Here is a 22322-nt window from a genome sequence, read left to right on the forward strand (position 1 = left end):
ATTATAACTTATAGTATACCCCAATATTTAAAAACAGTAACCTTTCTGTATTTGCAGTAAAATCTTCAAATCGATATTCAGTGACCAGTTGTAATTTTAGTTTTTTATTTATTTGCCTTCCTATTCCTAAAGAAAATCGTTGGTCGTAACCTGGTCTTTCATTTCTTTCAGCAATGAAGACTGTTTCTAGACTTGCTGTAAGATAAAATTCTGACACATCTGCCGCAAAACCATTCAATGGCAAAGAACTAGAAAGTCGGTAGCGCCATCTGTGTGTAGTTCTATCACCTCGCAATCGTTGATCCCATCTTGCTCGATGTGCAATTTTGAGAGCATTGTATTTTCTACTGTACACATATTGCTCTGTAAAACGAACTTCTTCAGGTCTGGCATCATCAAATAATTCACGATACATGATTCCTAATCCTAATTGAGAATAGAAACCAATGTCATAACTAGCAAATTGAGCAGCTTGAATATGTAATGCTTTAAAAGAATCTTCTGTACTATTTCTTTGTTCTATAACGCTGTTAAAACTCCACCTGTTTCCTGTCTCCCAAGATATATTTATGGAAGGTTGCACAATAACGTCATCTACAACTTGAGAAAACGACCATAACGGCAAGAGCACGAACAAAAAAGCTCTAGAATAAAATGAAGTCATATTCCTGTCTTTTTATATCACGTTCTTGAATAAATGCTCCCTTATTATCAAAGAGGATTTCCTTGCGATAAATTTTACGTTTGTCTTTAAAAGCAACTATGATTTCATAGTTATCAAAGTCCTTACGATCTATTCTAGTTTGTATCTCTAGACTGGTCTGTCCCTTATTCAAATATTGCAATTGTACTTTTTCTATACGGTATTTTCTCGCAATAGTATCCAGTCGCCTGTTTAATAAAGTTCTGGTTTCTTTAGGTATTTCCCTTTTAGGCAGGTCTATTTCCACGTCTTCTAAGATTCCGTTTTGATTAAACTCTATGCTGTATTTAGAACCTTTGTATTTCAGCTTTGCTTCATAACTGGTTTTATCGCCATCGGTCTCTCTGTAAAACTTTACTTTTTTACGAGAATAACCTATTTCTTCAACGGTTTGTAGAGCATTTTTTGGAAAATCTATCGCATCGATCTTTTCTTCACGCTCTATTTTTTGAGTGGACTGTGCTTTTGATAATTCCGCTTTCGCGAAAGCGAGAACGCAACAAATCCATAAAACTTTATACCTGATCATATCTAAAACAATTTACCTCGTGATCATTTACCATTCCTGTGGCTTGCATGAATGCATACATAATTGTCGAGCCTACAAATTTAAAGCCTCGTTTCTTAAGATCTTTAGAAATTTGATCTGATAAGGCCGTATTTGCAGGAGCTTCTTTATAATTTAGGACTTTGTTTTTAATAGGCTTTCCATCCACATAAGCCCAAATAAACTTAGAAAAACTGCCGTATTCTTTTTGGATTTTTATAAAAAGCTGCGCATTAGTCACGATAGATTTCACCTTCAATTTATTGCGTATAATTCCTGCATTTTGAAGTAATTCTTCTTGTTTTGCCTGATCGTATTGTGCAATCTTTTGAACATCAAATTGATCGAGTGCATCAAAATAATTTTGGCGCTTGCGCAAGATCGTGATCCAGCTTAAGCCTGCCTGCATGGTTTCTAGAATCAAGAATTCAAATAAGACCTGATCTTCATAGACAGGTTTCCCCCATTCATGATCGTGATAATCTTCATAAAGATCATCGCCCAGGCACCAACCGCATTTGTGTTTTTCCATAATTTAAAATTACTAATCTTTATCTTTACGTACTATGAAACAACTGTTATTAATTCTATCCGTCGCGATCCTAGTGGGATGCGCCTCTCAACAACCTATAAATACAGCAAATGCGGCGCAATCCATAGATGCGTGGCATGAGGCTGCTGCTGTAGCTAATTTTGAAGATTATTTTAACCTCATGACAGAAGATGCTGTTTTTATAGGAACTGACGCTACAGAAAACTGGCAGCTAGAAGAATTTAAAAGCTTTTCAAAACCCTACTTTGATAAAGGGAAAGCCTGGTCTTTCACTTCTTTAGAACGCAATTTGTATGAAGCAAATGGATGGATTTATTTTGATGAATTACTGGATACCCAAATGGGAATATGTCGTGGTAGTGGCGTTATGAAAATAGAAGATGGAAAATGGAAAATAGCACATTACGTTCTTTCTATTGCTGTTCCTAATGATAATGTAAGTGCGCTTACAGCCATGAAAAAAGCATGGGACCAAAATTACATCAAAGAATTGCGCAATAAATAAACAGCCCATCAACTCTTATTATAAAAACACTTCTTATGAAAAATCTTCTCACTTTACTAGCCCTGACGATTTGCATAACTGCTTTAGGTCAGAAAAAAGCACTAACTCATGACGACTATGACCTTTGGAAACGTACAGCAAGTACAGAGATTTCTCCTAGTGGTAATCTAGTAGCAATAAGTGTTGTTACCTCAACCGGTGCTGGCGATGGTTATCTTGAAATTCATAATATCACAAATGATAGTAAACACACTTTTTTCAATGGCGTTCAACCACAAATAAGTGCTGATGAGAAGTACGTCTATTTTCTTCAAAAACCAGAATACCAAAAACTGCGCAAAGAGAAAAAAGACGATTTAGATAAAGCCAAGCAATCTAAAAACAAGTTCATGGTTTATGATGTGGCAACTGGAAAAATAATTGATTCTATACAGCGAGTAAAAAAATATACCGCTAGTGACAAACGCAATGATTTTCTAATTATAGAAAAATTTAAAGACCTGAAAACAGAGAAGAAAAAAGACACTACTACGGAAGTAGAAGAACCTATAAAAGAAACTAAAAGACAGAAAAAACGAAGACTCAAAAAAGAAAAAGAAGCATTAGAGAAAAAGCAAAAGGAGCTCAAAAAAATAGACGCCGATAAAGAAATAGTAGATTACACAAAAGAGGATTATCTAATCGTTTATCAAACTGCATCTAAAACTAAAGATAGTATCGATAGCTTTAAAGAATATGCCATGCCACGAGAAGGAAATGGCTTTATCTATTCTCGCATGCAAGGAAAAAAGAAGAAAGATCACGGCGTTTATTACTATGACGCTACCACAAGAACCTCAACCACTTTATTAGAAACCGCATGGCGCTATAAAAATCTTGTTATAGATAAATATGGGAAGCAACTTGCCTATAAAGTGGCCATGGACAGCACAGAAACTGATTCTTTAAAATACGAACTGTATTATCAAAAGGATAAAGATGCTTTTACAAAACAACTGGCCTACGGAGAAGGAAATATCAAAGATGGCTGGACGCTTACTGATAAAAGAAAAGCTCAATTTTCTGAAAATGGAAAACGCTTGATGTTTTACACGCAACCTAAAATTGAATATACCATAGACACAACTTTAATGGATGACGAGATTGCGCAAGTGGACGTCTGGAATTATAAAGACCGCATGACGCAACCAGAACAAAAAACTCGTTTATCAAGTCTAGAACGCCAGTCTTCTACCGTGATTTGGGATACAAAAAAAGGCTCTATCCAGTTTCTCAATGATTATGATATGAGAGATACCGATTGGGACGATGATATGGAAGGCAATTATGTGATTTATGCAAGCAATGATAAATACGATATAGCCAGATCGTGGGATTATCCATGGAGATCTGACTATCTGGTAGAAAACCTAAAGACGCGTAGTAAAAAGTTTATCATCAATAATTCAGGAAGTTCGCCTATAAGAAATCCAGAAAATACGCATGTGATTTATTTTAATTATGACACCCAAGATTGGCATATGATGAATCTAGAAACTCAAATAGGAAAAAACCTAACCAAGTTTTTAGACGTAAGTTTTGCAGACGAAGATGACGACCATCCATCGCTAGCAAATGCTCATGGTTTTGGTGGTTTTGATAAGGGTGGTTTTGCTCTTGTTTATGATAAATATGATATCTGGAAGCTAGATCCTACTGGAGAAGCTGCACCTGTTAATATGACTCAATCAGGCCGTAAAAACAAGATCACCTATCGCACAGAAACACTCGATAGAGAAAACCGTGACCTTGCTACCTATTTTAATAATAAGTTATTGCTCTCAGCCTTTGATCATCGTACAAAAGCAAACTCTTTAATGTTACTTGGTGCAAATGGAATAGAGCCGTTATATGAGGTGAGTGATCGTAATGTTAACGCTTTCGCGAAAGCAGAAAACTCAGACGCTTTACTGATCACTTCAGGAAACTTTCAAGATTATCCAGATATAGAATACTTGACTCCAAAACTTAAAAGACCACTTACAGATATCAATCCGCAGGAAAAAGATTTCAAATGGGGAACGGTAGAATTATTTAAATGGAATGCTTACGATGGTGTGCCGTTAGAAGGTCTTATTTACAAGCCGGCTAATTTTGATCCTAGCAAAAAGTATCCAATGATTGTCTATTTCTATGAAAAATATGCAGATAGATTACACAGTTACAGATCACCTTTACCTAGTGCAAGTACAGTAAACTTCTCCTACCTAACAAGTAACGATTATGTAGTTTTTGTGCCAGACATTGTATATAAAGATGGTCATCCTGGTCAAAGTGCCTATAACTGCATCGTATCTGGAACAGAAGCTGTAGAAAAACTAGGATATGTAGATTCTGATAAAATGGCTTTGCAAGGTCAAAGTTGGGGTGGTTATCAAACCGCTTATTTAGTAACACGTACCAATAAATATGCTGCAGCAATGGCAGGTGCACCAGTTTCAAATATGACTAGTGCTTATGGAGGCATACGCTGGGGCAGCGGTTTAAGCCGTGCTTTTCAATATGAAAAAACACAAACTAGAATAGGTAAAAATTTATGGGAAGGACTGGATTTATATATAGAGAACTCGCCTTTATTTCACATTCCTAAAATAGAAACACCGCTGCTCATGATGCATAACGATGCAGATGGGGCTGTACCTTATTATCAAGGAATTGAAATGTTCATGGGAATGCGCAGATTAGGAAAACCGTCTTGGTTATTGGTTTATAATGATGAGGCGCATAACTTAAGAAAAACTAAAAATCAAAGGGATCTTTCTGTAAGAATGATGCAATTTTTTGATCACTATCTTAAAGGAAAATCTGCACCAGTATGGATGACAAAAGGCTTATCTAGAGATAGAAAAGGGAAGCAAACCGGTTATTAGTTTTCTAATTTTAGTAATAGAAGAAAGTGAATCTTAAATAAAAATTATAGACAAAAGTCTTAGTTTGTTTAAGAATATGGCAAACAAGCAAGGTTTTTAATCAAAAAAGAATGTTTTTACTGTTAAGTTATTAAAACGTGATAAATGCTACTTATATTGCAATTCCCTCAATTTGAAGTGCCATGAAAATATTTTGTACATTTTTTATATTATTTGTTTGTTCCGTTTCTCTAGCGCAGCTAGGTACAGACGCTCCATGGATGCAGGAATTACTTCTTAATAAAAATGGAGAACAGCCTACTTATAAAGAGATTAAAACTGCCGGAGATCTCTACTGGGAAACACATAATAAAGATACTCGAGGTAGCGGTTACAAACCGTTTATGCGATGGGTTGATCGTGCTGAGGCATATGTAAAAGCAGATGGTACGGTTCAAAGTTCTTTTGATATCAAAAACGAATTACAAAGCGCCACATTAAAAAATAGTTTGTTAGATAACTCTAATTGGGTTCCTGTAGGGCCATTTTCTTATACAGCAACTGGGTCGTGGTCTCCAGGGCAAGGTCGTGTCAATACATTAATCGTTGACCCTAATGACCCAAACATTTACTATATGGGAACGCCCAGTGGCGGCGCATGGAAGTCTACAGACGCAGGCACAAACTGGTCTCCTCTAACAGATTTTCTTTCTCAAATAGGGACTAGTGCTATTGCAATAGATCCTAACGATTCAAATATTGTTTATTTAGGAACAGGTGATGATGATGCTGGTGATAGTGATAGTATTGGTATGCTTAAATCTACAGATGCTGGCGTTTCTTTTAATACTACTGGATTAACATTTACCAACGGTGGTTCTAACATCAGTGAGATTTACATTGATCCTAATAATAGTAATAATCTATTTATATCTTCTAATCGAGGTTTTTACAAATCTACTAATGCTGGTACAACTGTAAATAGAACATTTAATGGAAATGTAAAAGACATTAAGTTTAAACCAGGCGATTCTAATGTTATATATATGTCTACTATGTCTGGTTTTTATAAATCCATGGATCAGGGAAATACTTGGACACAAATTAATTCTGGTCTACCCTTTAATCAAGGAAGATCTGTTATAGGCGTTACACCTGCTAACCCTAATTATGTGTACTTACTTATTATCGATAGTAACAATGATCTATTAGGAGTTTATAGATCGTCTAATAGCGGTACATCCTTTACAAGAAGAGACTCAGGAGTAGATATTCTAGAAAGCAATCAAGGGTGGTTTGATCTAGCCCTTGAAGTATCACCTACAAACGCAGAGACTATTTATACGGGATGTCTTAATATTTGGAAATCCACCTCTGGAGGTTCTGCTTTTACTAAAATCAATAGTTGGAGTAACAGTTCACAACCTTCATATACCCATGCAGACATTCATCAAATCAGGCAATTTGGTAATGAGCTATTTGTTTTATCTGACGGTGGTGTTTACAGAAGTACGAATGAAGCTGGCAGCTTTACAGACTTAACAGCAAGTGCACAAATCGGACAATTTTATAGAATAGCGGTAAGTAAACAATCTAGTGTAGATATTGCTGGAGGTTTGCAAGATAACGGTGGTTTTTCAAGAAGTTCAAGCTCTTGGAAAAATTATTATGGTGCTGATGGTATGGAAGCCGGAATCGACCCTAAAAACCCTAATATAAGATACGGTTTTACCCAACGTGGTGGTGGCTTGTATTTCTCTACAGATGGAGGAAACAGCCGTGCAGGTTCTATTACTGGACCTGAAACTGGTAACTGGATAACACCCATGAAAACCGATAGTAACGGTGTTATCTATGCAGGTTATAGCAGTTTATACAAGGTTGAAAATGGTGCTTTTACACAAGTGTCTCCACCTTTTAGTTCTAATATTGATGTGATGGATATTGATCCTAACAATGATAGTATTATCTATGTCGCGGTAAATGAAGTCTTATATAAAAGTACTGATGCTGGTGCTAGTTTTAGCGTTCTTGCTAACTTTCCTCAAAATATTACAGCAATAGAAGTGAACACTAATAATGGTTCAATTATCTATGTGGCTACTAGGTTTTCTAATGGCCAAGTGTATAAAAGCACCAATCAAGGAACCTCTTTTACAAACATTACTGGTAATCTACCTAATCTAGGTAAAAACACTTTAGTGCATCAAGGTCTAAGTATTGACGAGCCTTTGTATGTAGGAACCACCGTAGGTGTTTACAGATATGATGAAGCAAATAACACTTGGGAACCTTTTGGAAACAACCTTCCTAACGTAAATATTAGAGATTTAGAAATCAATCTAAACGACAATACGTTAACTGCAGGAACTTATGGAAGAGGCATCTGGCAAACTGCTTTGCAACGTATTGCACCATCTACAGACATCCAGTTAGTAGAGATACAAAACGATGCTGGTGACATTACTTGTGGAAATGGAGGTTTAACAATTATTGTAAAGAACACAGGTATGAGTACTATCAACTCTATTGATATAAATTATATAATAGGTCGCAATACCCCTGTAACAATACAAGAGAACGTTACCATGGCTCCTGATAATGAAGTTTCTATAAATCTTAACGGGCTTAACTTAAGTGCTGGGAATCAAAGAATAAGTGTCTTCATTACTACTATTAATGATTTTTATACCAACAACAATAGCAGAATTATTGAAGTCTTAGGTAATTCTAGTGGTGTGATAAACGATTTACATCAATTTGAAAATAGAGAATTTCTCAATTCTGGTTCTGTCAATGACTCTTCATGGGAAAGAGGTATTGCAAATGGACAGGTTCTAACCAGTACAATTACAGGTGCATCAAATGTTTATGCCACTAACCTTTCTGGTGAATATGCAAACAACTCAACTACTTATTTGTATTCTGGTTGCTACGATTTAACTCTTGCATCTAATCCTGTTTTGTCTTTTGACATGGCTTTTGAAATAGAAAATAATTGGGATTTACTTTATATGGAATATTCAACTGATGGTGGTGATAATTGGAATATATTAGGAACAGCCTCTGATCCTAACTGGTACAACTCTAATCGTTTTCCTAATAATTCAAATTGTTTCAACTGTGTAGGTGGTCAATGGACTGGTAGCGCTACAACATTAACTAATTACAGCCTCTCACTTGCTTCACTAAACAATCCATCTCAAGTCATTTTTAGATATGTTTTTAGAACTGACGGCTCAGTAACAGAAGAAGGAGCAGTAATTGATAACTTTGTGATTAATGGTGTTTTAAGCAATGTATCCACTTCACTAGAAGATTCATTTACGATTTATCCTAATCCTTCTACTGGTATTTTTAATATTGCATGGAATACATCAGACTCATTTGACTATAACGTTTATGATGTAAGCGGTAAGAAAATTGCAGCAAAAAGAAACAATAATGGAAATAACCATGTAGTTGATTTATCTGGTGTTTCACAAGGAATGTATTTTATCCAAATTGAAACTGAAACATCATCTGTAACTAAGAAAATACTAGTTAAATAAACGACAGCCCATCGATTATTTATTAAAGGCCTCTTCTTATATAGAGGCTTTTTTTATTCTGTAAATTAAAGGTTTAGTAAATTATAGTTATTAAAATCTATTAAGGCTTTCTTAACAAAAGTCATTTTTTTAAGCCTAAAGATTATATTTAACGACTTATAATATAGAACCCATGAAAAACTTTATTCTTGTTATCGTTGCTGTTTTTAGTTTCGCTTTCGCGAAAGCGCAATCCACAAATAACTACGTAAAAGAAAACTACACCAAAACCGTAGAAACCATCTCTATGCGTGACGGCATAAAACTGTATACTGTCATTTATGCACCAAAAGACACTTCAAAAGAATATCCTATCATGCTACAACGCACCTGTTATAGCGTTGGACCTTATGGAGAAGATGCTTATAAAAGATCTTTAGGTCCTAACAAATACATGATGGAAGAAGGATACATATTTGTATATCAAGATGTGCGTGGTAGATGGATGAGTGAAGGAGAATTTGATAATATGCGTCCACACATTGCTGGTAATGATGTGAGCAACGAGAAAGATATTGATGAAAGTAGTGATACCTATGATACCATAGAATGGTTGATCAATAACGTACCTAACAATAATAAGAAAGTAGGACAATGGGGTATTTCTTATCCAGGCTTTTACACTGCAGCCGCACTTCCAGAAGCGCATCCAGCTTTAACAGCATCTTCACCACAGGCACCTATAGGTGATTTTTTCTTTGATGATTTTCATCATATGGGAGCAACTTTACAAAGTTATTTAATGGCCTATCCAGTTTTTGGACACCAGTCAGAACCTACTTCAGAAAGTTGGTACAATGATAAATGGGATAAAATGAGAGCTGCTGGAAATATGAAGGATAGCTATGAATTTAATATGGGAATAGGACCACTTAAAAATGTGACCGAAAATATATTTCCTGATAATTTCTTTTGGAAAGATGTGGCTACACATCCTAATTATGACGAGTTCTGGCAAAAACGCGCTATTATTAATCATTTGAAAGATGTAGACCATGCCGTAATGACTGTAGGTGGATGGTTTGATGCAGAGGATCTTTACGGACCACTTAATATTTATAAAAATGTAGAGCGCAATAATCCAAACAATAAAAACAATACGATTGTTATGGGACCATGGAGTCATGGAAACTGGGCGAGAGAACGTGGTAAGCAAATGGTAAATCACATTCACTTTGGTGATAGTCTTTCTACATTTTATCAAAAGAATATTGAAACACCATTTTTTGAGCACCATTTAAAAGGAAAGAAAAATCCACAACTACCAGAAGCATATATGTTTGATACTGGTTTAAAAGAATGGAATCAGTTTACACAGTGGCCACCACAAGATGCTGAGGTTACTTTTAGTTTTGGTAAAAACGGTAAGTTATTAGTTAACAAAGCTGGCGATAAGAATGTAAAGCACACATACATCAGTGATCCTATGAAACCTGTTCCTTTTAGAAGTGAAGTAACACCAGTTACTTTTACACCTAGAGCCTATATGACTGACGACCAGCGTCATGCTTCTCGCAGGCCAGATGTACTTACTTTTCAAACAGAAGTACTTGAAAACGACATGAGACTAGCAGGAGAAATTCAAGCTAATCTAGAAGTGATTTTAAAAGATATTACAGATGCAGATTTTATCGTAAAAGTAATAGATGTTTACCCTGGTGATATGGAAAATGGTGAACACACACCAGATCATGTGACTCTAGCAGGCTACCAGCAACTGGTACGAGCAGAAACCTTTAGAGGTCGTTTTAGAAATGATTTTTCAAAACCAGAACCTTTCAAAGAAGGAAAAAAAACAGAAGTGAACTTTCCATTACAAGATATATTACACACCTTTAAAAAAGGGCACAGAATCATGATCCAGATTCACAGCACTTGGTTTCCATACATAGATCGCAATCCGCAAAAATATGTAGACAACATATTTGAAGCAAAAGAAAGTGATTTTACTGTTGGACAAGTAACTATTTTAGGAAGCAGTAGTGTAAGTGTAGGAGAAAATAATGGTATTGAAATGCAATTGCCTAAAGTGAAGCAATAAGTTGATCAAAATAAATAAAAACCTCCTTAAATCATTTAGATTTAAGGAGGTTTTTTTGTTTTGTAGCGTTTACAAACTACCTATTAAATGTAAACATGTAGTAGGTAGTATTCTAAAATTAACAATAAATACACTTCTAACTCTAAATAATCGGTTTTTAAAATTGATCAGCCGCATGCCATTCTGCATAGCTGGTTTCTGTTTCTCGCAGCCTTAAATGATGCAAAGAGATATTTTCTGGTAAACGCTTTTTGATTTTATCTGCAAAATCAATAATCATCATCTCGCTAGTAGGTTGATAATCTACTAGAATCACATCGTGACCTCTATCAGATAGTTCTTTTGCCAGTTCTACGTGAGGAGTGTTTTTATTAAATACCGTAGCATGATCAAAAGGCTCAACAATTTCTTCTTTTATGATTTTTTTCAAATCACCAAAATCAATCACCATTCCATGTTTTACATGACCTAATTCGTCAATAGGCGTCCCGATTACCGTAACTGCTAATTTATAGCTATGACCGTGCACATTGCGACACTTACCATCATAACCATATAGTGCATGACCGGTTTCAAATGTAAATTCTTTTGTAATACGTACTTTTTTCATCCTTTGCGTTTGTATTTATTATAAATCACAACTATGATGAGTAAAATTCCCAAAACTAAAAATAGCCCAGAACCGCCTAAAAATCCCAAAATATCAAGGAATGAGCTGTCTTGTATAAGTAACGAGTTCATAATTTATATTTAAGCTGCAAAGATACTATTTAAGAAAATGATTGTGATGATTCCGCTTTCGCGAAAGCGAGACAAATAGAAATTTATCTAAGGTAGAAAATCCTTAAAAAAGAAGTCCTTGATAGAGTTTTATTTTGCGATTAATTTATTTTCCATCGCCCTTACTTTGCTCTTAAATTTGAAAAATAAAACCGCTGCACGACCTATCATCCAGGCAAAAAAGGCCCACCAGACTGCATAGAGATTACATTCTAGGTAATCTAAAGTGAGTAAAACAGGAATAAAAACAAATGCAGTGAGTAACCACAACAGATTACGTAAGTAAGACGCCTCGCCCCAACCCTTAAAAATACCATCGTATACAAATGCCACTGCATTAATGGGTTGCATGAGCAAAACAATCCAAAAGGTACTGGCTAGAATATCGAGCACATCAGGATCGTCTGTAAAACGAGTTCCTAAAAATGGATATAAAACGGTACATATTACTGCTAGAATAGATGCTATAACCACACCGTAAAGTGATGTCTTATTTGCTAGATATTTGAGAGAAGCAGTGTCTTTAGATCCAAAAAGCTTTCCTCCTATCGCGTTACCAGCATTTGCAAATCCATCAACTAAAAAGGAAAAGAACAGCCATACATTCATCAATACTGCATGGGCAGCAGCTTGTGCAATCCCGTACTGGTTTGCATAACGATAGGATAGATAAATAGCCACATTGATCGCCACCGTACGTAAAAAGAAATTTGCTGTCAATGCCACATGTTTTTTGAGTTTTTCATGTGGCCGCCAGAACGTTAACCTCATGGAAAAAACTGTGTTCTTATACAAGAAATAAATAGCAATAACGAGCATAACTAATTGTGCCATTAAACTGCCGTAGGCTGCACCCATCACACCTAAAGAAGGAATTACACCATCGATTCCATAAACTAAGGTAAGTGTGAGTAAGATATTTACAATGGCACCAGAAAGACTTGCTATCATAGCCCAAGATGTATTTTGCAAACCTCTAAAGATTCCAAAAATGGCAAACGCGCACAAGGTCATAGGAAAGCCTAATGCACGCACTTGATAATAACTAGAAGCGATGGAAAGCACATCATTCTGTGCTTTATAAAGAGTAAAAATAAAAGTCGCAATAGGAGCAGTAACTAGATATATCAATATCCCTAAAACAATATTAAGCCATACCACTTGTGGGATCAATTGGTTAATTTTATCTAGATTATTTTCTCCCAGCGTATTAGAAACTATAGAAGAAATAGATGTTTTGGTTTGCGCTAAAGTCCAGATGATAGCACTTAAAAAAGTGCCAACTAGACCTATGGCGGCAAGTGCATTTGTGGTGTCACCATCCATTTTACCAATTATAGCAAGATCTGTTATGCTTATTAAAGGTTCTGCAATACCAGCGATAATAGCTGGAATAGCCAGTTTTAGGATTTGAGAAGTGGTGATTTTTACAGCCATAATCTGTGCAAATATAATTGCTTACAATTAAGAACTTCCATGTATATTTGGCATCTCATTTTTGGGGGATTAGCTCATTTGGCTAGAGCGCTTGCCTGGCAGGCAAGAGGTGACCGGTTCGAATCCGGTATTCTCCACGGGAATTTTCAAATCATTTGAAAATCAAATTATTATAAGCACATCAAGTCCTTACTTGATCGATTTTATAGAAAAGAGTCCTTTATATTGTTATGTTGGACTACTAGAAAAAGCTGAGGAGCTCCATCCTTGGCTTTTTTGTTATTAAAAATGAAATAAAAAGGCCAACTTATAAAAGTTGACCTTTGTAATATGATAAAGCTTGTATTTTAAGCTTGTACATTCTGTGGTGCCCATTGGGAGCATAACATCCCAGGAGCAGCTTTTTGTGGGTTTGCACAAGTAGAGCCTTCATACCTAGCACAGGAAATACAATTAGGATCATTTTTTAAAGCAGACTTCATTTCAAAGCTATCGCACGTATAACTAGTACTTACTTTTACTCCATGAACTTTACATGATTCATTTTCCATTAAATTCTCACAATTCACACAACTATTTCCAATCCTTATAGACATAACATTTTCTTTTATTTATATCTCAAAAATAAAAACAGATCTTACAAGAATCAAACTAAATAACTGAAAATGTGCTTTTTATATTTAGACTGTTTAAAAACAAAGAGGCTTTTGGGTAAGAGTTATCTTTTTAAAGAATAGGTATAATGATTTAAATCAAAATACAAGATGTTATTACTCTTCACTGGTCTTATTCTTTGTAGCATAAAAATATAGAGAATGCTCATCTATGGTAACATTAAAAACCTCTTCAATAGTTTTTTTAATCTCTTGAACCATAGGATCTGTGAATTCTAAAACCTCTCCAGTATCGGTCATAATTATGTGGTCGTGTTTACCATCAAAAAATGACTTTTCATAGTACGCCACATTATCACCAAACTGGTGCCTACGCACCAAACGCGACTCTATTAAAATATCTAAAGTATTGTATAGCGTTGCTCTACTCACTCGATAATTTTTATCGATCATTTTTAAAAAGAGCGTGTCTACACTAATGTGTTCTTCAGAATTGTATATCTCCTCTAGAATAGCATATCGCTCTGGTGTTTTACGATGCTTATTTTCTTCTAGAAAAATGGTGAATCTGTCTTTTATAATTTTAAAGCTACTTATACATGCCATAATCAATAATTCAAATGAAATAATTAAAAAAACATCTTATTCATGGTTGACAAAAAATTAAAAGACTCTTTCTTTTTATTTGAAAGAGCCTCTTAAAGAACTAATCAAACTAAATTTAAAAAGTCGTGTCTCCTTCATTAGGATTGTACACATAATTGAAGGTGTAAAATCGACCGCTAGCTGTTGGATCTTGATTTTCATAATAACTTAAAATTTCCATTTTTACATAACGATTATCTCTTGTTCTTAATACAATAATTTGTCCAGGAATAGGAGTTATTAAATTAGTCATGAAATTATAGTTGTACCATCCATTATCACTTCCAGTAGGTATTGCAAAAGATGTGGTACTATCTTGATTAAAAGTTAATCCATCAACTGTTGTAATGCTATCAAAAGTTCCAGTTAACATTAAGGCTCCAGCATTTCCGTTTCTAGTAGGTTCGTCTGTGGTTCCCGTAGCTTCTCCACCGTTAATTGCGATAGTTGTACCTCTAAAAGCAATATCCCAGTCCGTCTCACTTGTAGTTTCTAATCCTGTGGTAAAGTCAAATTTTGTAAACTCTCCACCTACAGGTTGACCTTGACCACCAGTTTGTGGTGCTGCGAGGTTAGAGACAGTTTTTGACTCGATCGCTGCTGGTGCAGTAACATCATCATCACTATCACAAGAAGTAAATCCTATAAATAATACAGCGATGGCTAGTAATTGAATGGTTTTCATTGTTCTCATTTTGGTAATTTTTATTGTTTGTAGTTATATTAAAATTGGTAATTAAGTCTTATATATCCTTGTATCCCTGGAAGTGTTGGAATATTATTATCTCTATAATTCAATAGGTTGTTTGCTCCTATTTGAAGGTCAAAATCCTTATAAAAAGTTTTAGTAGCCGCAACATTAGTGGTTACAAATCCATTTATAAAACTGGAATCATAGATATCTATCAATCCGTTTCCATTAGTGTCAAATTGTGCGTACTTGCTTCTATAAAGCAATCGCAAGTTGACGTTTGCTTTATATTTTTTAATATCATAAAAGATTTTAATATTAGCGTTGTGCCGTGAGCGATTGACCAGTCCAAAATATTCTGACCGATCAATCGCCACGGACTGATTAGTTTGTGCATCGCGTATAAATACACTACCATCTTCAACCGCTTGTTCTTGTGCTTTATCAAAGGCATATAGCAATTGATATCCTGCACTTATATTAAGATCATTAGTTACTTTATAACCTGTATTTAATTCAAAACCTGTAGTGTAGATCTCATCAAAATTCACATAACTAAACACATTCTGTCCATTGGTCCTGCGAGCGATGATTCTAGTATCTATGAGATTAGTAAAATCATTACGGAATAAGTTCAACTCTGCATTCCATTTTCCTTTTTTGTAGGTCATTCCTAGATTATAACCTATACTGCTTTCTGCCTCTAGTGGATCGTTCAAATCATTTAACGGCACCACTACGTCTAGAATCTGGCCTTGGGCTTGTAATTCATTTAATTTGGCTGGAGCTACATTATATCCTAATACCGTATAACCTACGGCAGAGTTGGTAAAATCAAAATACAACTGTCTAAAATCTGGTGCTTTAAATCCATATCCTACAGACCCTTTTACAGCAATAGATTCATTAATATTATAAATAGCTGCCAGTTTAGGACTGAACTGATTACTGTATTCTGAATGGTTATCAAATCTTGCTCCTGCTATAACATTCCACTTCTCACTAAGATTTACATCATACTGTGCGTAGAGGTACTGAGAATCAAATTGAACACGCTCATCAAAAAATGTACGATCCAGCGCTTCTACTTGATAACCTACACCAGCGGTAAGTGTACCATATTCAGTGATTTTATAATTTGCTCTTATCTCTGGACGTAATAAGGTCTGGTTGAAATCACTATCGCTTAAAACTTCGCCGCCTATAGGATCTGCAAGTAATTCAGCAGCTTGATAATTAGTATAATAAAATTCATAAGAGATATTAAAATCATCGTTCCATTTATGATCTAATCTTGCGTGCGTATTCCATTCTTGCTCCTGACTATCACCTTCAAAATCAACATCTTCAAAAGTAAAACCAGCCTCTTGTACTTGATTATAATATCTAGCCGAAGTAAACAGCGTTAGATTCTCCTTAAAATCATAAAACACTCTCGTATTAAAAGTGTAATTCTCAAATGGATTAACAGTCTGACCGCTAGTCTCTGGAGTTAAATCGTAGCCATCGCTAGAAAAGCGATTGGCAAACAAGCTTAGACGTAGCTTTTCAAATCTCTTTTTAAGATTTAGGTTGATATCTTGTTGCTCAAAACTTCCTATTCTATAAGATGCATTTCCTTTAAGTGCAGGACTTGCAGGCTTTTCTGTAATAATATTGATTACACCACCTAAAGCTTCACTTCCGTATAAACTGCTCGATGGCCCTTTAACCACTTCTATTTGTTTAATATTCCCAACAGTAAGACGACTCAAATCAAAATTACCTGCGCTACGACCTACTAATGGAACTCCATCGATTAAAATCAGAATATAATCTGAAGAGATTCCTTGAATTTGCACTCCTTCAAAACCACTCTCGTCTGCAACTGTTATTATACCGGTTTGCTCATTTAGAATCTCATTCAAACGTATGGCTCCAGACTTCTCTATAGTCTTTTTAGAAATTAAGGTCACTGGTAATGGAAGTGACGATAATTGACGCTCTGTACGTGTAGCTGTTAGCACGATTTCTTCTAATTGTTCTGTCTTTGTAGTGTCCACTACTTTTTGTTGCGATTCCGCTTTCGCGAAAGCGAATAAACATAAACAAATGAAAACGTGATACTTAAACATAATACTAAATAGAATCATTCTTAATAAAGCACAAATATATGTCTTATTCTTATTTAGATTTAATAAAAACAATTATTTTTGCCAAAAATTTTAATCTTAAATTAATTTAGTATGAGAACTACCTACATCTCTTTATTATCATTTTTGACACTATTAATTGCAAGTGCGCAAGACAAAAAGAATCAAGATATAGACGCCATAAAAAGCATGTGTGGTTGCTATGAAGTCACCTTTAATTTTACAGAAACCTTTAATTATTCTAATGATTCTTTATACAAACCGTCCAAAACTAAGGTTGAAAAAGCTCTAGAATGGGCACAACTAATTACTGACGAAGAGAATAAAATCCAAATCCAACATTTATTACAAGTAGGTAACCCAGCAAAACCTATGATCGTTAAGCACTGGAGACAAGACTGGCTTTTTGAAAATCAAGATTTATACACTTATGATGCAAACAACAAATGGAAATTTGAACAAAGATCATCAAGTGAGGTAGATGGGCAATGGACTCAAAAAGTATATCAAGTAGATGACAGCCCTAGATATGAAGGGACAGCCACATGGGTTCACGTAGATGGTAAAAGTTACTGGGAAAACACTACTCCTGCACCACTAGCCCGTAGAGAATATACCACACGTAGTGATTATAATGTACTAGTAAGAGGAAACCGTCAGGAAATTACAAATTATGGCTGGTTGCATGATCAAGACAATCACAAAATCATTAAAGAAGAAGGGAAAGAAGAAATGCTTCTTGCTAAAGAAAAAGGATATAATACGTATGTAAAAGTAGATGATAGTCGCTGTAAAGCCGCCGCAGACTGGTGGACAGAAAATTCTAATAAATGGGCAACAGTACGTGCAAAATGGGATGATGTTTATGCTCGTAATAAAGACTTAGTGCTGGAAGAAAAAGTCGATAATAAGGTATTATACAAGCATCTATTTGATGAAGAGGTGACAGAAGTAAAACAAATCGACACAGTAATAGAATCTTTTGTAAAGAAGTAACCAGATGAAAATGATACTTAAGGCAGTTGCGATACTTTTTATAAGCTCTCACTGTATCGCTCAAGAAAATATTTTTTATTCTAGCGATTTTTGGAAAACTAATCCTAGCCTCAATCAAGTAAAAAACTTGATTGAGGAAGGTAATGATCCCGTGATGCTGAATGATAACGGTTTTGATGCTACTGTTTATGCCATTATACGTAAGGCAAATAATGATATTATCACCTATTTACTTGCTATGGAAGGTAATCATCCTAATAAGAAGACCCATGATAGCCGAAATTATTTGCACTGGGCAGCTTATGCTGGTAACGTAACCATTGTTAACGAGCTTTTAAAAGCTGGAGCCTCAATTACCCAATTAGATAGTAATGGAAATACACCATTAACTTTTGCGGCAAATGCTGGTGTAAAAGATTTAAAAATCTATAAGGCTTTTAAAAATCATGGTGTTGATTTAAAGAAAGAGCATAATGAAGATGGCGCTTCTGTTTTACTACTGGTTGCTGCTCATTTAGAAACTGAAAATGAGCTCAATGAATTTCTTACATTAGGTTTAGAGTTTAAAAAAGAAGATAATGATGGGAATAACATATTTCATTATGCAGCAAGAAAAGGCAATATTCCTTTTTTAAAATTACTAATTGAAAAAGGAATCGACCATAAAGCCAAAAATAAAAAAGGTGGTAATGCCATATTAATGGCAAGCCGTGGAGCAAGAGGTCATCAAAATTCTTTAGAAGTTTATAAGTTTCTAGAATCCCAAGGGATAGAAGTAAACACAATAGGTGATTATGGTCGTAATCCATTACACGCTATCGCCTTTAAAACAGATAACATTAATTTACTTGATTACTTTATCAATCGCGGCGTAGATGTAAATCTGCAAGATGATGGAGGCGACACTCCTTTTATGAACGCTGCAAACAGTAATCAACTAGAAATAGTAGCGTATTTATTTAAAAACGTGAAGAATATGAACACTCAAGATGAAACTGGTAAAACAGCTCTTACCATGGCTATCAATAGAAACACAGCTAATGTCGCAGCCTTTTTACTTAAAAATAACGCAAACAGTAAGGTGATCGATAAAAAAGGAAACAGTCTAGCATACTACCTGATAAATTCTTTTAGTGTTAAAAATATGAGCGAATTTGAAGAAAAATTGGACTTATTAAAAGCTCAAAATGTTTCTATGACTTCTATACAAGAACAAGGAAATACGCTTTACCATCTTGCTGTTCTTAAAGGGAATCTGGATCTTGTTCACTTACTAGCCGATTTTGACATCGATATCAACGTGAAAAATGATGAAGGCCTTACCGCATTACACCTTGCAGCTATGAAAGCTAAAGATGATGCCATTATTAAATACTTGATTTCAAAAGGTGCTGACCTCAATATCAAAACCGATTTTGAAGAGAGCGTTTACGACCTGGCCAGTGAAAATGAAATCCTTCAAAACAACAATACCTCATTAAACTTTTTAAAATAATGAAGACTTTATTTAAAATAGTACCAGCGCTTTTAATAAGCGCGCTTTTACTCATAAGTGCTGTAAAACCTATTGAAAAAGTTACTTATAAATGTATGATTCAACTTAAGAATTATACAGGAGAAGGCGCTTACGTCATTATTTCTCTTATTAATCCTAATGGAGGTTATGAAGAAACACTATATGTACAAGGTAAAGATGCTGAATGGTACAGCGAGATAAGTGAGTGGTGGAAGTTTTACGGTAAGCGCCGTCCAGATATTGATGCGATTTCTGGAGCAACTATTAGTGGTGGAGAACGCGCTGTTCATGTTATACAGATACCAGAGGAAAAAATGGGAAAAGGTTACAAAATCAGATTTGAAACAGCAGTTGAAGATCAAGAATATTATACCAAAGATTTAGAATTTGACCTTACTCAAGCAAATCTTAAAGGTAAAAAAGAAGGAACTGGCTTTATACGCTACGTGCGATTAATGCAACAGTAAAAACAATCCCATGATACTCTCTTTCTGGCGATACTGTCATTTGCTATTAGCATTTGTTTCGACATTATTTTTAATTGTTGCGGCAATTACTGGTGCAATTCTGGCTTGCGAGCCTATAGCAAATACTATACAAGCACATCAGGTTATAGATATAAAAGATGTAACTGCTGCAACAACTATTACACAGCTTGAAAAAAATTATGAAGAGGTATTATCGTTAAAGGTAACTGCAAATAAAGATGTTACTGCATCAGTTATATCAAAAGATGGTACTAGTGAAGATATTTATGTCCATCCACAAACAGGAGATAAGCTAGGTGTTGTTCAAGAAAGAGATCCTATTTTTATATGGACTACTAACTTACACCGATCTCTATTTTTAAAAAGTACAGGAAGGTTTTTTGTAGGTTTAGTTTCATTTTTGCTTTGTTTAATAGCTATTTCAGGTATTTTTTTGCTCGCACAGCGTCAGGGCGGTTTTTTAAAACTATACCGTAGGATTAAAGAAAAAGACTTCAACCAGCAATACCACGTTATTTTAGGAAGATGGTTATTGATTCCAATAATTGTAATCGCTGCAACTGGCGTTTATTTGTCGCTGATAACTTTTGATATATTAGCAACTAGCAAAACAGAACATGATTGGTCTAAAGATCCTATAAAACAGGTAGACAATGGAGATATTGCAGATATACCGTTTTTTCAAGAATTAAGCTTGAGTGAAATTCGCGATATTAATTTTCCATTCTCTGAGGATGAACTTGATTATTATGAAGTAAATCTAAATGATCGTGATTTATTAGTACATCAATATTCTGGCGAGATCATAAGTGACATAGAGCATCCTTTTAACTTTATACTTTCTAGATGGAGCTATGATTTGCACACTGGTACTGGAAATATCTTATGGTCTACCATATTGTTTATATCAAGTGTTAGTTTGCTCTTTTTTATATTTTCTGGTTTTGCCATGTATTTCAAAAGAAAACGTAAGACGAAGCCTCAGCTAGCTTTAGAAGATAAGGATTCAAGTGAAATTGTGATTTTAGTAGGCTCTGAAGGTGGTAGTACGTTCGCTTTCGCGAAAGCGCTGACAACACAATTATCTAAACAAGGAAAAAGTATTTTTCTAAGTTCATTAAATGAATACACCACGTACCAAAAGGCTACTCAACTAATTATTCTAACGGCAACTTATGGCGATGGTGATGCGCCTACAAATGCACGACATTTTCTGAAAAAATTAAACGCAATCCATCCACCTAATGTTCTTCAATATTCTGTAGTAGGATTTGGTTCTAGGGATTATGATCATTATTGTCGCTTTGCTGAGAAAGTTGATATAGCCCTCGTAAAAAATGATCAATTCAAACCTTTGTTAGAACTACAAAAAATTAACGATCAGTCCCAAGATGAAATTAACAACTGGTTACAAAACTACAGCCATGCAAGCGGTATTGAGCTTAAAAAAGAGCTAGCTGTAAAAAAGAGCTATGAATATATACAGTTTGAAGTGTTAGAACGATCTCCTTTAAACCTGGACGACACATTTATTTTAAGATTGAAAATTAATGATGATTTAGTTGTACAATCTGGAGATGTTTTACAAATTCTAGCTCCTACCGCACACAAACCTAGAGCTTATTCTATCGCATGTATTGATAATGAAATATTGTTAAGCATCAAGATGCATGAAAATGGTATTTGCTCTTCCTATTTGAGTCTCCTTAAAGCTGGTGATAGTGTCAAAGCATATGTAGAAGAAAATCCTAATTTTCACTTACCTAAAAGTAAAGCTCCTGTGATTTTTATTTCTAATGGAACAGGTATAGCACCGTTTTTAGGAATGGTTAATAGTAAAGACAAACATGACATTGATAGAGATCAATACCTGTTTTGGGGTGGAAAACTTAAGCAGAGTTTTGATATTTATAAACCCTATCTAGAAACAGGAAAACACCATATTAATAATTGTCAAGTTTCTACTTCTCGAGAATCAAGCAAAACATACGTACAAGATGAATTATGGGAACAAAAAGAACTGCTCTCTAGCGTTTTAAATCAAAATGGAACTATAATGATTTGTGGTTCTATAGCCATGCGCGATGACGTACTAAAAGCACTAGAACAAATTATGGAGCAAGTAAGTGAATCTGAATTAGCTTTCTATGAACAAAACGGTCAGATTCTATCTGATTGTTATTAATAAAAGCTTTT

Annotated in this window: 18 protein-coding genes and 1 tRNA gene; 9 read left to right on the forward strand and 10 right to left on the reverse strand. The window is 34.9% G+C overall.

The window, feature by feature from the left end; all coding sequences use genetic code 11:
* Position 1 precedes the first annotated feature (1 nt).
* From ACTF54_RS04435 to ACTF54_RS04445, 3 genes are read right to left on the reverse strand one after another with little or no spacing between them, the layout of a single operon-like run.
* On the reverse strand, positions 2 to 664 hold the full coding sequence (locus ACTF54_RS04435; RefSeq protein WP_438968836.1) for a DUF2490 domain-containing protein: 663 nt from the start codon (positions 662 to 664) through the stop codon (positions 2 to 4).
* Positions 645 to 1232 (reverse strand): hypothetical protein, encoded by a 588-nt coding sequence (locus ACTF54_RS04440; RefSeq protein WP_347196496.1) that lies wholly within the window; start codon positions 1230 to 1232, stop codon positions 645 to 647. Before ACTF54_RS04440 ends, ACTF54_RS04435 begins: the two co-directional genes overlap by 20 nt.
* On the reverse strand, positions 1219 to 1782 hold the full coding sequence (locus ACTF54_RS04445) for a DNA-3-methyladenine glycosylase I (protein ID WP_438968837.1): 564 nt from the start codon (positions 1780 to 1782) through the stop codon (positions 1219 to 1221). Before ACTF54_RS04445 ends, ACTF54_RS04440 begins: the two co-directional genes overlap by 14 nt.
* Positions 1783 to 1816: 34 nt before the next feature.
* Between ACTF54_RS04445 and ACTF54_RS04450 the strand changes: the two genes are divergently transcribed.
* From ACTF54_RS04450 to ACTF54_RS04465, 4 genes are all read left to right on the forward strand, one after another.
* Positions 1817 to 2308: a nuclear transport factor 2 family protein gene (locus ACTF54_RS04450; RefSeq protein WP_347196494.1), complete on the forward strand. Its 492-nt coding sequence runs from the start codon at positions 1817 to 1819 to the stop codon at positions 2306 to 2308.
* A gap of 35 nt (positions 2309 to 2343) precedes the next feature.
* Complete coding sequence (locus ACTF54_RS04455; RefSeq protein WP_347196493.1) at positions 2344 to 5217, forward strand: alpha/beta hydrolase family protein; 2874 nt, start codon at positions 2344 to 2346, stop codon at positions 5215 to 5217.
* 182 nt (positions 5218 to 5399) lie between these two features.
* Positions 5400 to 8747 carry a T9SS type A sorting domain-containing protein gene (locus ACTF54_RS04460; protein WP_347196492.1) on the forward strand — a complete coding sequence of 1116 codons (3348 nt, stop codon included), beginning with the start codon at positions 5400 to 5402 and terminating at the stop codon, positions 8745 to 8747.
* A 172-nt stretch (positions 8748 to 8919) separates the two neighbouring features.
* On the forward strand, positions 8920 to 10827 hold the full coding sequence (locus ACTF54_RS04465; protein ID WP_438968838.1) for a CocE/NonD family hydrolase: 1908 nt from the start codon (positions 8920 to 8922) through the stop codon (positions 10825 to 10827).
* Between the two features lie 157 nt (positions 10828 to 10984).
* Here the strand turns inward: ACTF54_RS04465 and ACTF54_RS04470 are convergent, their stop codons facing one another.
* From ACTF54_RS04470 to ACTF54_RS04480, 3 genes are all read right to left on the reverse strand, one after another.
* Positions 10985 to 11437 (reverse strand): 6-pyruvoyl trahydropterin synthase family protein, encoded by a 453-nt coding sequence (locus ACTF54_RS04470; RefSeq protein ID WP_347196490.1) that lies wholly within the window; start codon positions 11435 to 11437, stop codon positions 10985 to 10987.
* The gene (locus ACTF54_RS04475) at positions 11434 to 11568 is read right to left on the reverse strand and encodes a hypothetical protein (RefSeq protein WP_347202404.1); all 135 of its coding nucleotides are present in this window, start codon (positions 11566 to 11568) and stop codon (positions 11434 to 11436) included. Before ACTF54_RS04475 ends, ACTF54_RS04470 begins: the two co-directional genes overlap by 4 nt.
* Before the next feature lie 129 nt (positions 11569 to 11697).
* Positions 11698 to 13044, reverse strand: a complete 1347-nt coding sequence (locus ACTF54_RS04480; protein WP_347196489.1) for an MATE family efflux transporter — start codon at positions 13042 to 13044, stop codon at positions 11698 to 11700.
* Between the two features lie 63 nt (positions 13045 to 13107).
* On the opposite strand from ACTF54_RS04480, the gene ACTF54_RS04485 reads away from it, so the two are divergent.
* A tRNA-Ala gene (locus tag ACTF54_RS04485) sits at positions 13108 to 13181 on the forward strand.
* A 210-nt stretch (positions 13182 to 13391) separates the two neighbouring features.
* Here the strand turns inward: ACTF54_RS04485 and ACTF54_RS04490 are convergent.
* The 4 genes from ACTF54_RS04490 to ACTF54_RS04505 all read right to left on the reverse strand — a co-directional run bounded on the left by ACTF54_RS04490 (position 13392) and on the right by ACTF54_RS04505 (position 17108).
* Positions 13392 to 13640 carry a hypothetical protein gene (locus ACTF54_RS04490; protein WP_347196488.1) on the reverse strand — a complete coding sequence of 83 codons (249 nt, stop codon included), beginning with the start codon at positions 13638 to 13640 and terminating at the stop codon, positions 13392 to 13394.
* 174 nt (positions 13641 to 13814) lie between these two features.
* Positions 13815 to 14264 carry a Fur family transcriptional regulator gene (locus ACTF54_RS04495; protein WP_347196487.1) on the reverse strand — a complete coding sequence of 150 codons (450 nt, stop codon included), beginning with the start codon at positions 14262 to 14264 and terminating at the stop codon, positions 13815 to 13817.
* 115 nt (positions 14265 to 14379) lie between these two features.
* On the reverse strand, positions 14380 to 14997 hold the full coding sequence (locus ACTF54_RS04500) for an HmuY family protein (RefSeq protein ID WP_347196486.1): 618 nt from the start codon (positions 14995 to 14997) through the stop codon (positions 14380 to 14382).
* Positions 14998 to 15026: 29 nt separating this feature from the next.
* Positions 15027 to 17108 carry a TonB-dependent receptor plug domain-containing protein gene (locus ACTF54_RS04505; protein WP_438968839.1) on the reverse strand — a complete coding sequence of 694 codons (2082 nt, stop codon included), beginning with the start codon at positions 17106 to 17108 and terminating at the stop codon, positions 15027 to 15029.
* Positions 17109 to 17219: 111 nt separating this feature from the next.
* Between ACTF54_RS04505 and ACTF54_RS04510 the strand changes: the two genes are divergently transcribed.
* The 4 genes from ACTF54_RS04510 to ACTF54_RS04525 are packed head-to-tail and all read left to right on the forward strand — an operon-like array spanning position 17220 to position 22311.
* The gene (locus ACTF54_RS04510; protein ID WP_347196484.1) at positions 17220 to 18122 is read left to right on the forward strand and encodes a DUF6607 family protein; all 903 of its coding nucleotides are present in this window, start codon (positions 17220 to 17222) and stop codon (positions 18120 to 18122) included.
* A 4-nt stretch (positions 18123 to 18126) separates the two neighbouring features.
* Positions 18127 to 19617 (forward strand): ankyrin repeat domain-containing protein, encoded by a 1491-nt coding sequence (locus ACTF54_RS04515; protein ID WP_438968840.1) that lies wholly within the window; start codon positions 18127 to 18129, stop codon positions 19615 to 19617.
* Positions 19617 to 20105: a DUF2271 domain-containing protein gene (locus tag ACTF54_RS04520; protein WP_438968841.1), complete on the forward strand. Its 489-nt coding sequence runs from the start codon at positions 19617 to 19619 to the stop codon at positions 20103 to 20105. Before ACTF54_RS04515 ends, ACTF54_RS04520 begins: the two co-directional genes overlap by 1 nt.
* Before the next feature lie 10 nt (positions 20106 to 20115).
* On the forward strand, positions 20116 to 22311 hold the full coding sequence (locus ACTF54_RS04525) for a PepSY domain-containing protein (RefSeq protein ID WP_438968842.1): 2196 nt from the start codon (positions 20116 to 20118) through the stop codon (positions 22309 to 22311).
* The last annotated feature ends 11 nt before the right edge of the window (positions 22312 to 22322 follow it).

Origin of the sequence: Nonlabens sp. (assembly GCF_965657255.1) — a bacterium.
Taxonomy (GTDB): Bacteria; Bacteroidota; Bacteroidia; order Flavobacteriales; family Flavobacteriaceae; genus Nonlabens.

What these genes read in the sequence shown, in the direction of transcription:
- ACTF54_RS04475 (WP_347202404.1), bottom strand. Translation starts at nt 11,568, where the DNA reads ATGAACTCGTTACTTATACAAGACAGCTCATTCCTTGATATTTTGGGA.
- ACTF54_RS04465 (WP_438968838.1), top strand. Translation starts at nt 8,920, where the DNA reads ATGAAAAACTTTATTCTTGTTATCGTTGCTGTTTTTAGTTTCGCTTTC.
- ACTF54_RS04500 (WP_347196486.1), bottom strand. Translation starts at nt 14,997, where the DNA reads ATGAGAACAATGAAAACCATTCAATTACTAGCCATCGCTGTATTATTT.
- ACTF54_RS04440 (WP_347196496.1), bottom strand. Translation starts at nt 1,232, where the DNA reads ATGATCAGGTATAAAGTTTTATGGATTTGTTGCGTTCTCGCTTTCGCG.
- ACTF54_RS04445 (WP_438968837.1), bottom strand. Translation starts at nt 1,782, where the DNA reads ATGGAAAAACACAAATGCGGTTGGTGCCTGGGCGATGATCTTTATGAA.
- ACTF54_RS04515 (WP_438968840.1), top strand. Translation starts at nt 18,127, where the DNA reads ATGAAAATGATACTTAAGGCAGTTGCGATACTTTTTATAAGCTCTCAC.
- ACTF54_RS04520 (WP_438968841.1), top strand. Translation starts at nt 19,617, where the DNA reads ATGAAGACTTTATTTAAAATAGTACCAGCGCTTTTAATAAGCGCGCTT.
- ACTF54_RS04450 (WP_347196494.1), top strand. Translation starts at nt 1,817, where the DNA reads ATGAAACAACTGTTATTAATTCTATCCGTCGCGATCCTAGTGGGATGC.
- ACTF54_RS04525 (WP_438968842.1), top strand. Translation starts at nt 20,116, where the DNA reads ATGATACTCTCTTTCTGGCGATACTGTCATTTGCTATTAGCATTTGTT.
- ACTF54_RS04435 (WP_438968836.1), bottom strand. Translation starts at nt 664, where the DNA reads ATGACTTCATTTTATTCTAGAGCTTTTTTGTTCGTGCTCTTGCCGTTA.
- ACTF54_RS04505 (WP_438968839.1), bottom strand. Translation starts at nt 17,108, where the DNA reads ATGTTTAAGTATCACGTTTTCATTTGTTTATGTTTATTCGCTTTCGCG.
- ACTF54_RS04460 (WP_347196492.1), top strand. Translation starts at nt 5,400, where the DNA reads ATGAAAATATTTTGTACATTTTTTATATTATTTGTTTGTTCCGTTTCT.
- ACTF54_RS04495 (WP_347196487.1), bottom strand. Translation starts at nt 14,264, where the DNA reads ATGGCATGTATAAGTAGCTTTAAAATTATAAAAGACAGATTCACCATT.
- ACTF54_RS04490 (WP_347196488.1), bottom strand. Translation starts at nt 13,640, where the DNA reads ATGTCTATAAGGATTGGAAATAGTTGTGTGAATTGTGAGAATTTAATG.
- ACTF54_RS04455 (WP_347196493.1), top strand. Translation starts at nt 2,344, where the DNA reads ATGAAAAATCTTCTCACTTTACTAGCCCTGACGATTTGCATAACTGCT.
- ACTF54_RS04470 (WP_347196490.1), bottom strand. Translation starts at nt 11,437, where the DNA reads ATGAAAAAAGTACGTATTACAAAAGAATTTACATTTGAAACCGGTCAT.
- ACTF54_RS04480 (WP_347196489.1), bottom strand. Translation starts at nt 13,044, where the DNA reads ATGGCTGTAAAAATCACCACTTCTCAAATCCTAAAACTGGCTATTCCA.
- ACTF54_RS04510 (WP_347196484.1), top strand. Translation starts at nt 17,220, where the DNA reads ATGAGAACTACCTACATCTCTTTATTATCATTTTTGACACTATTAATT.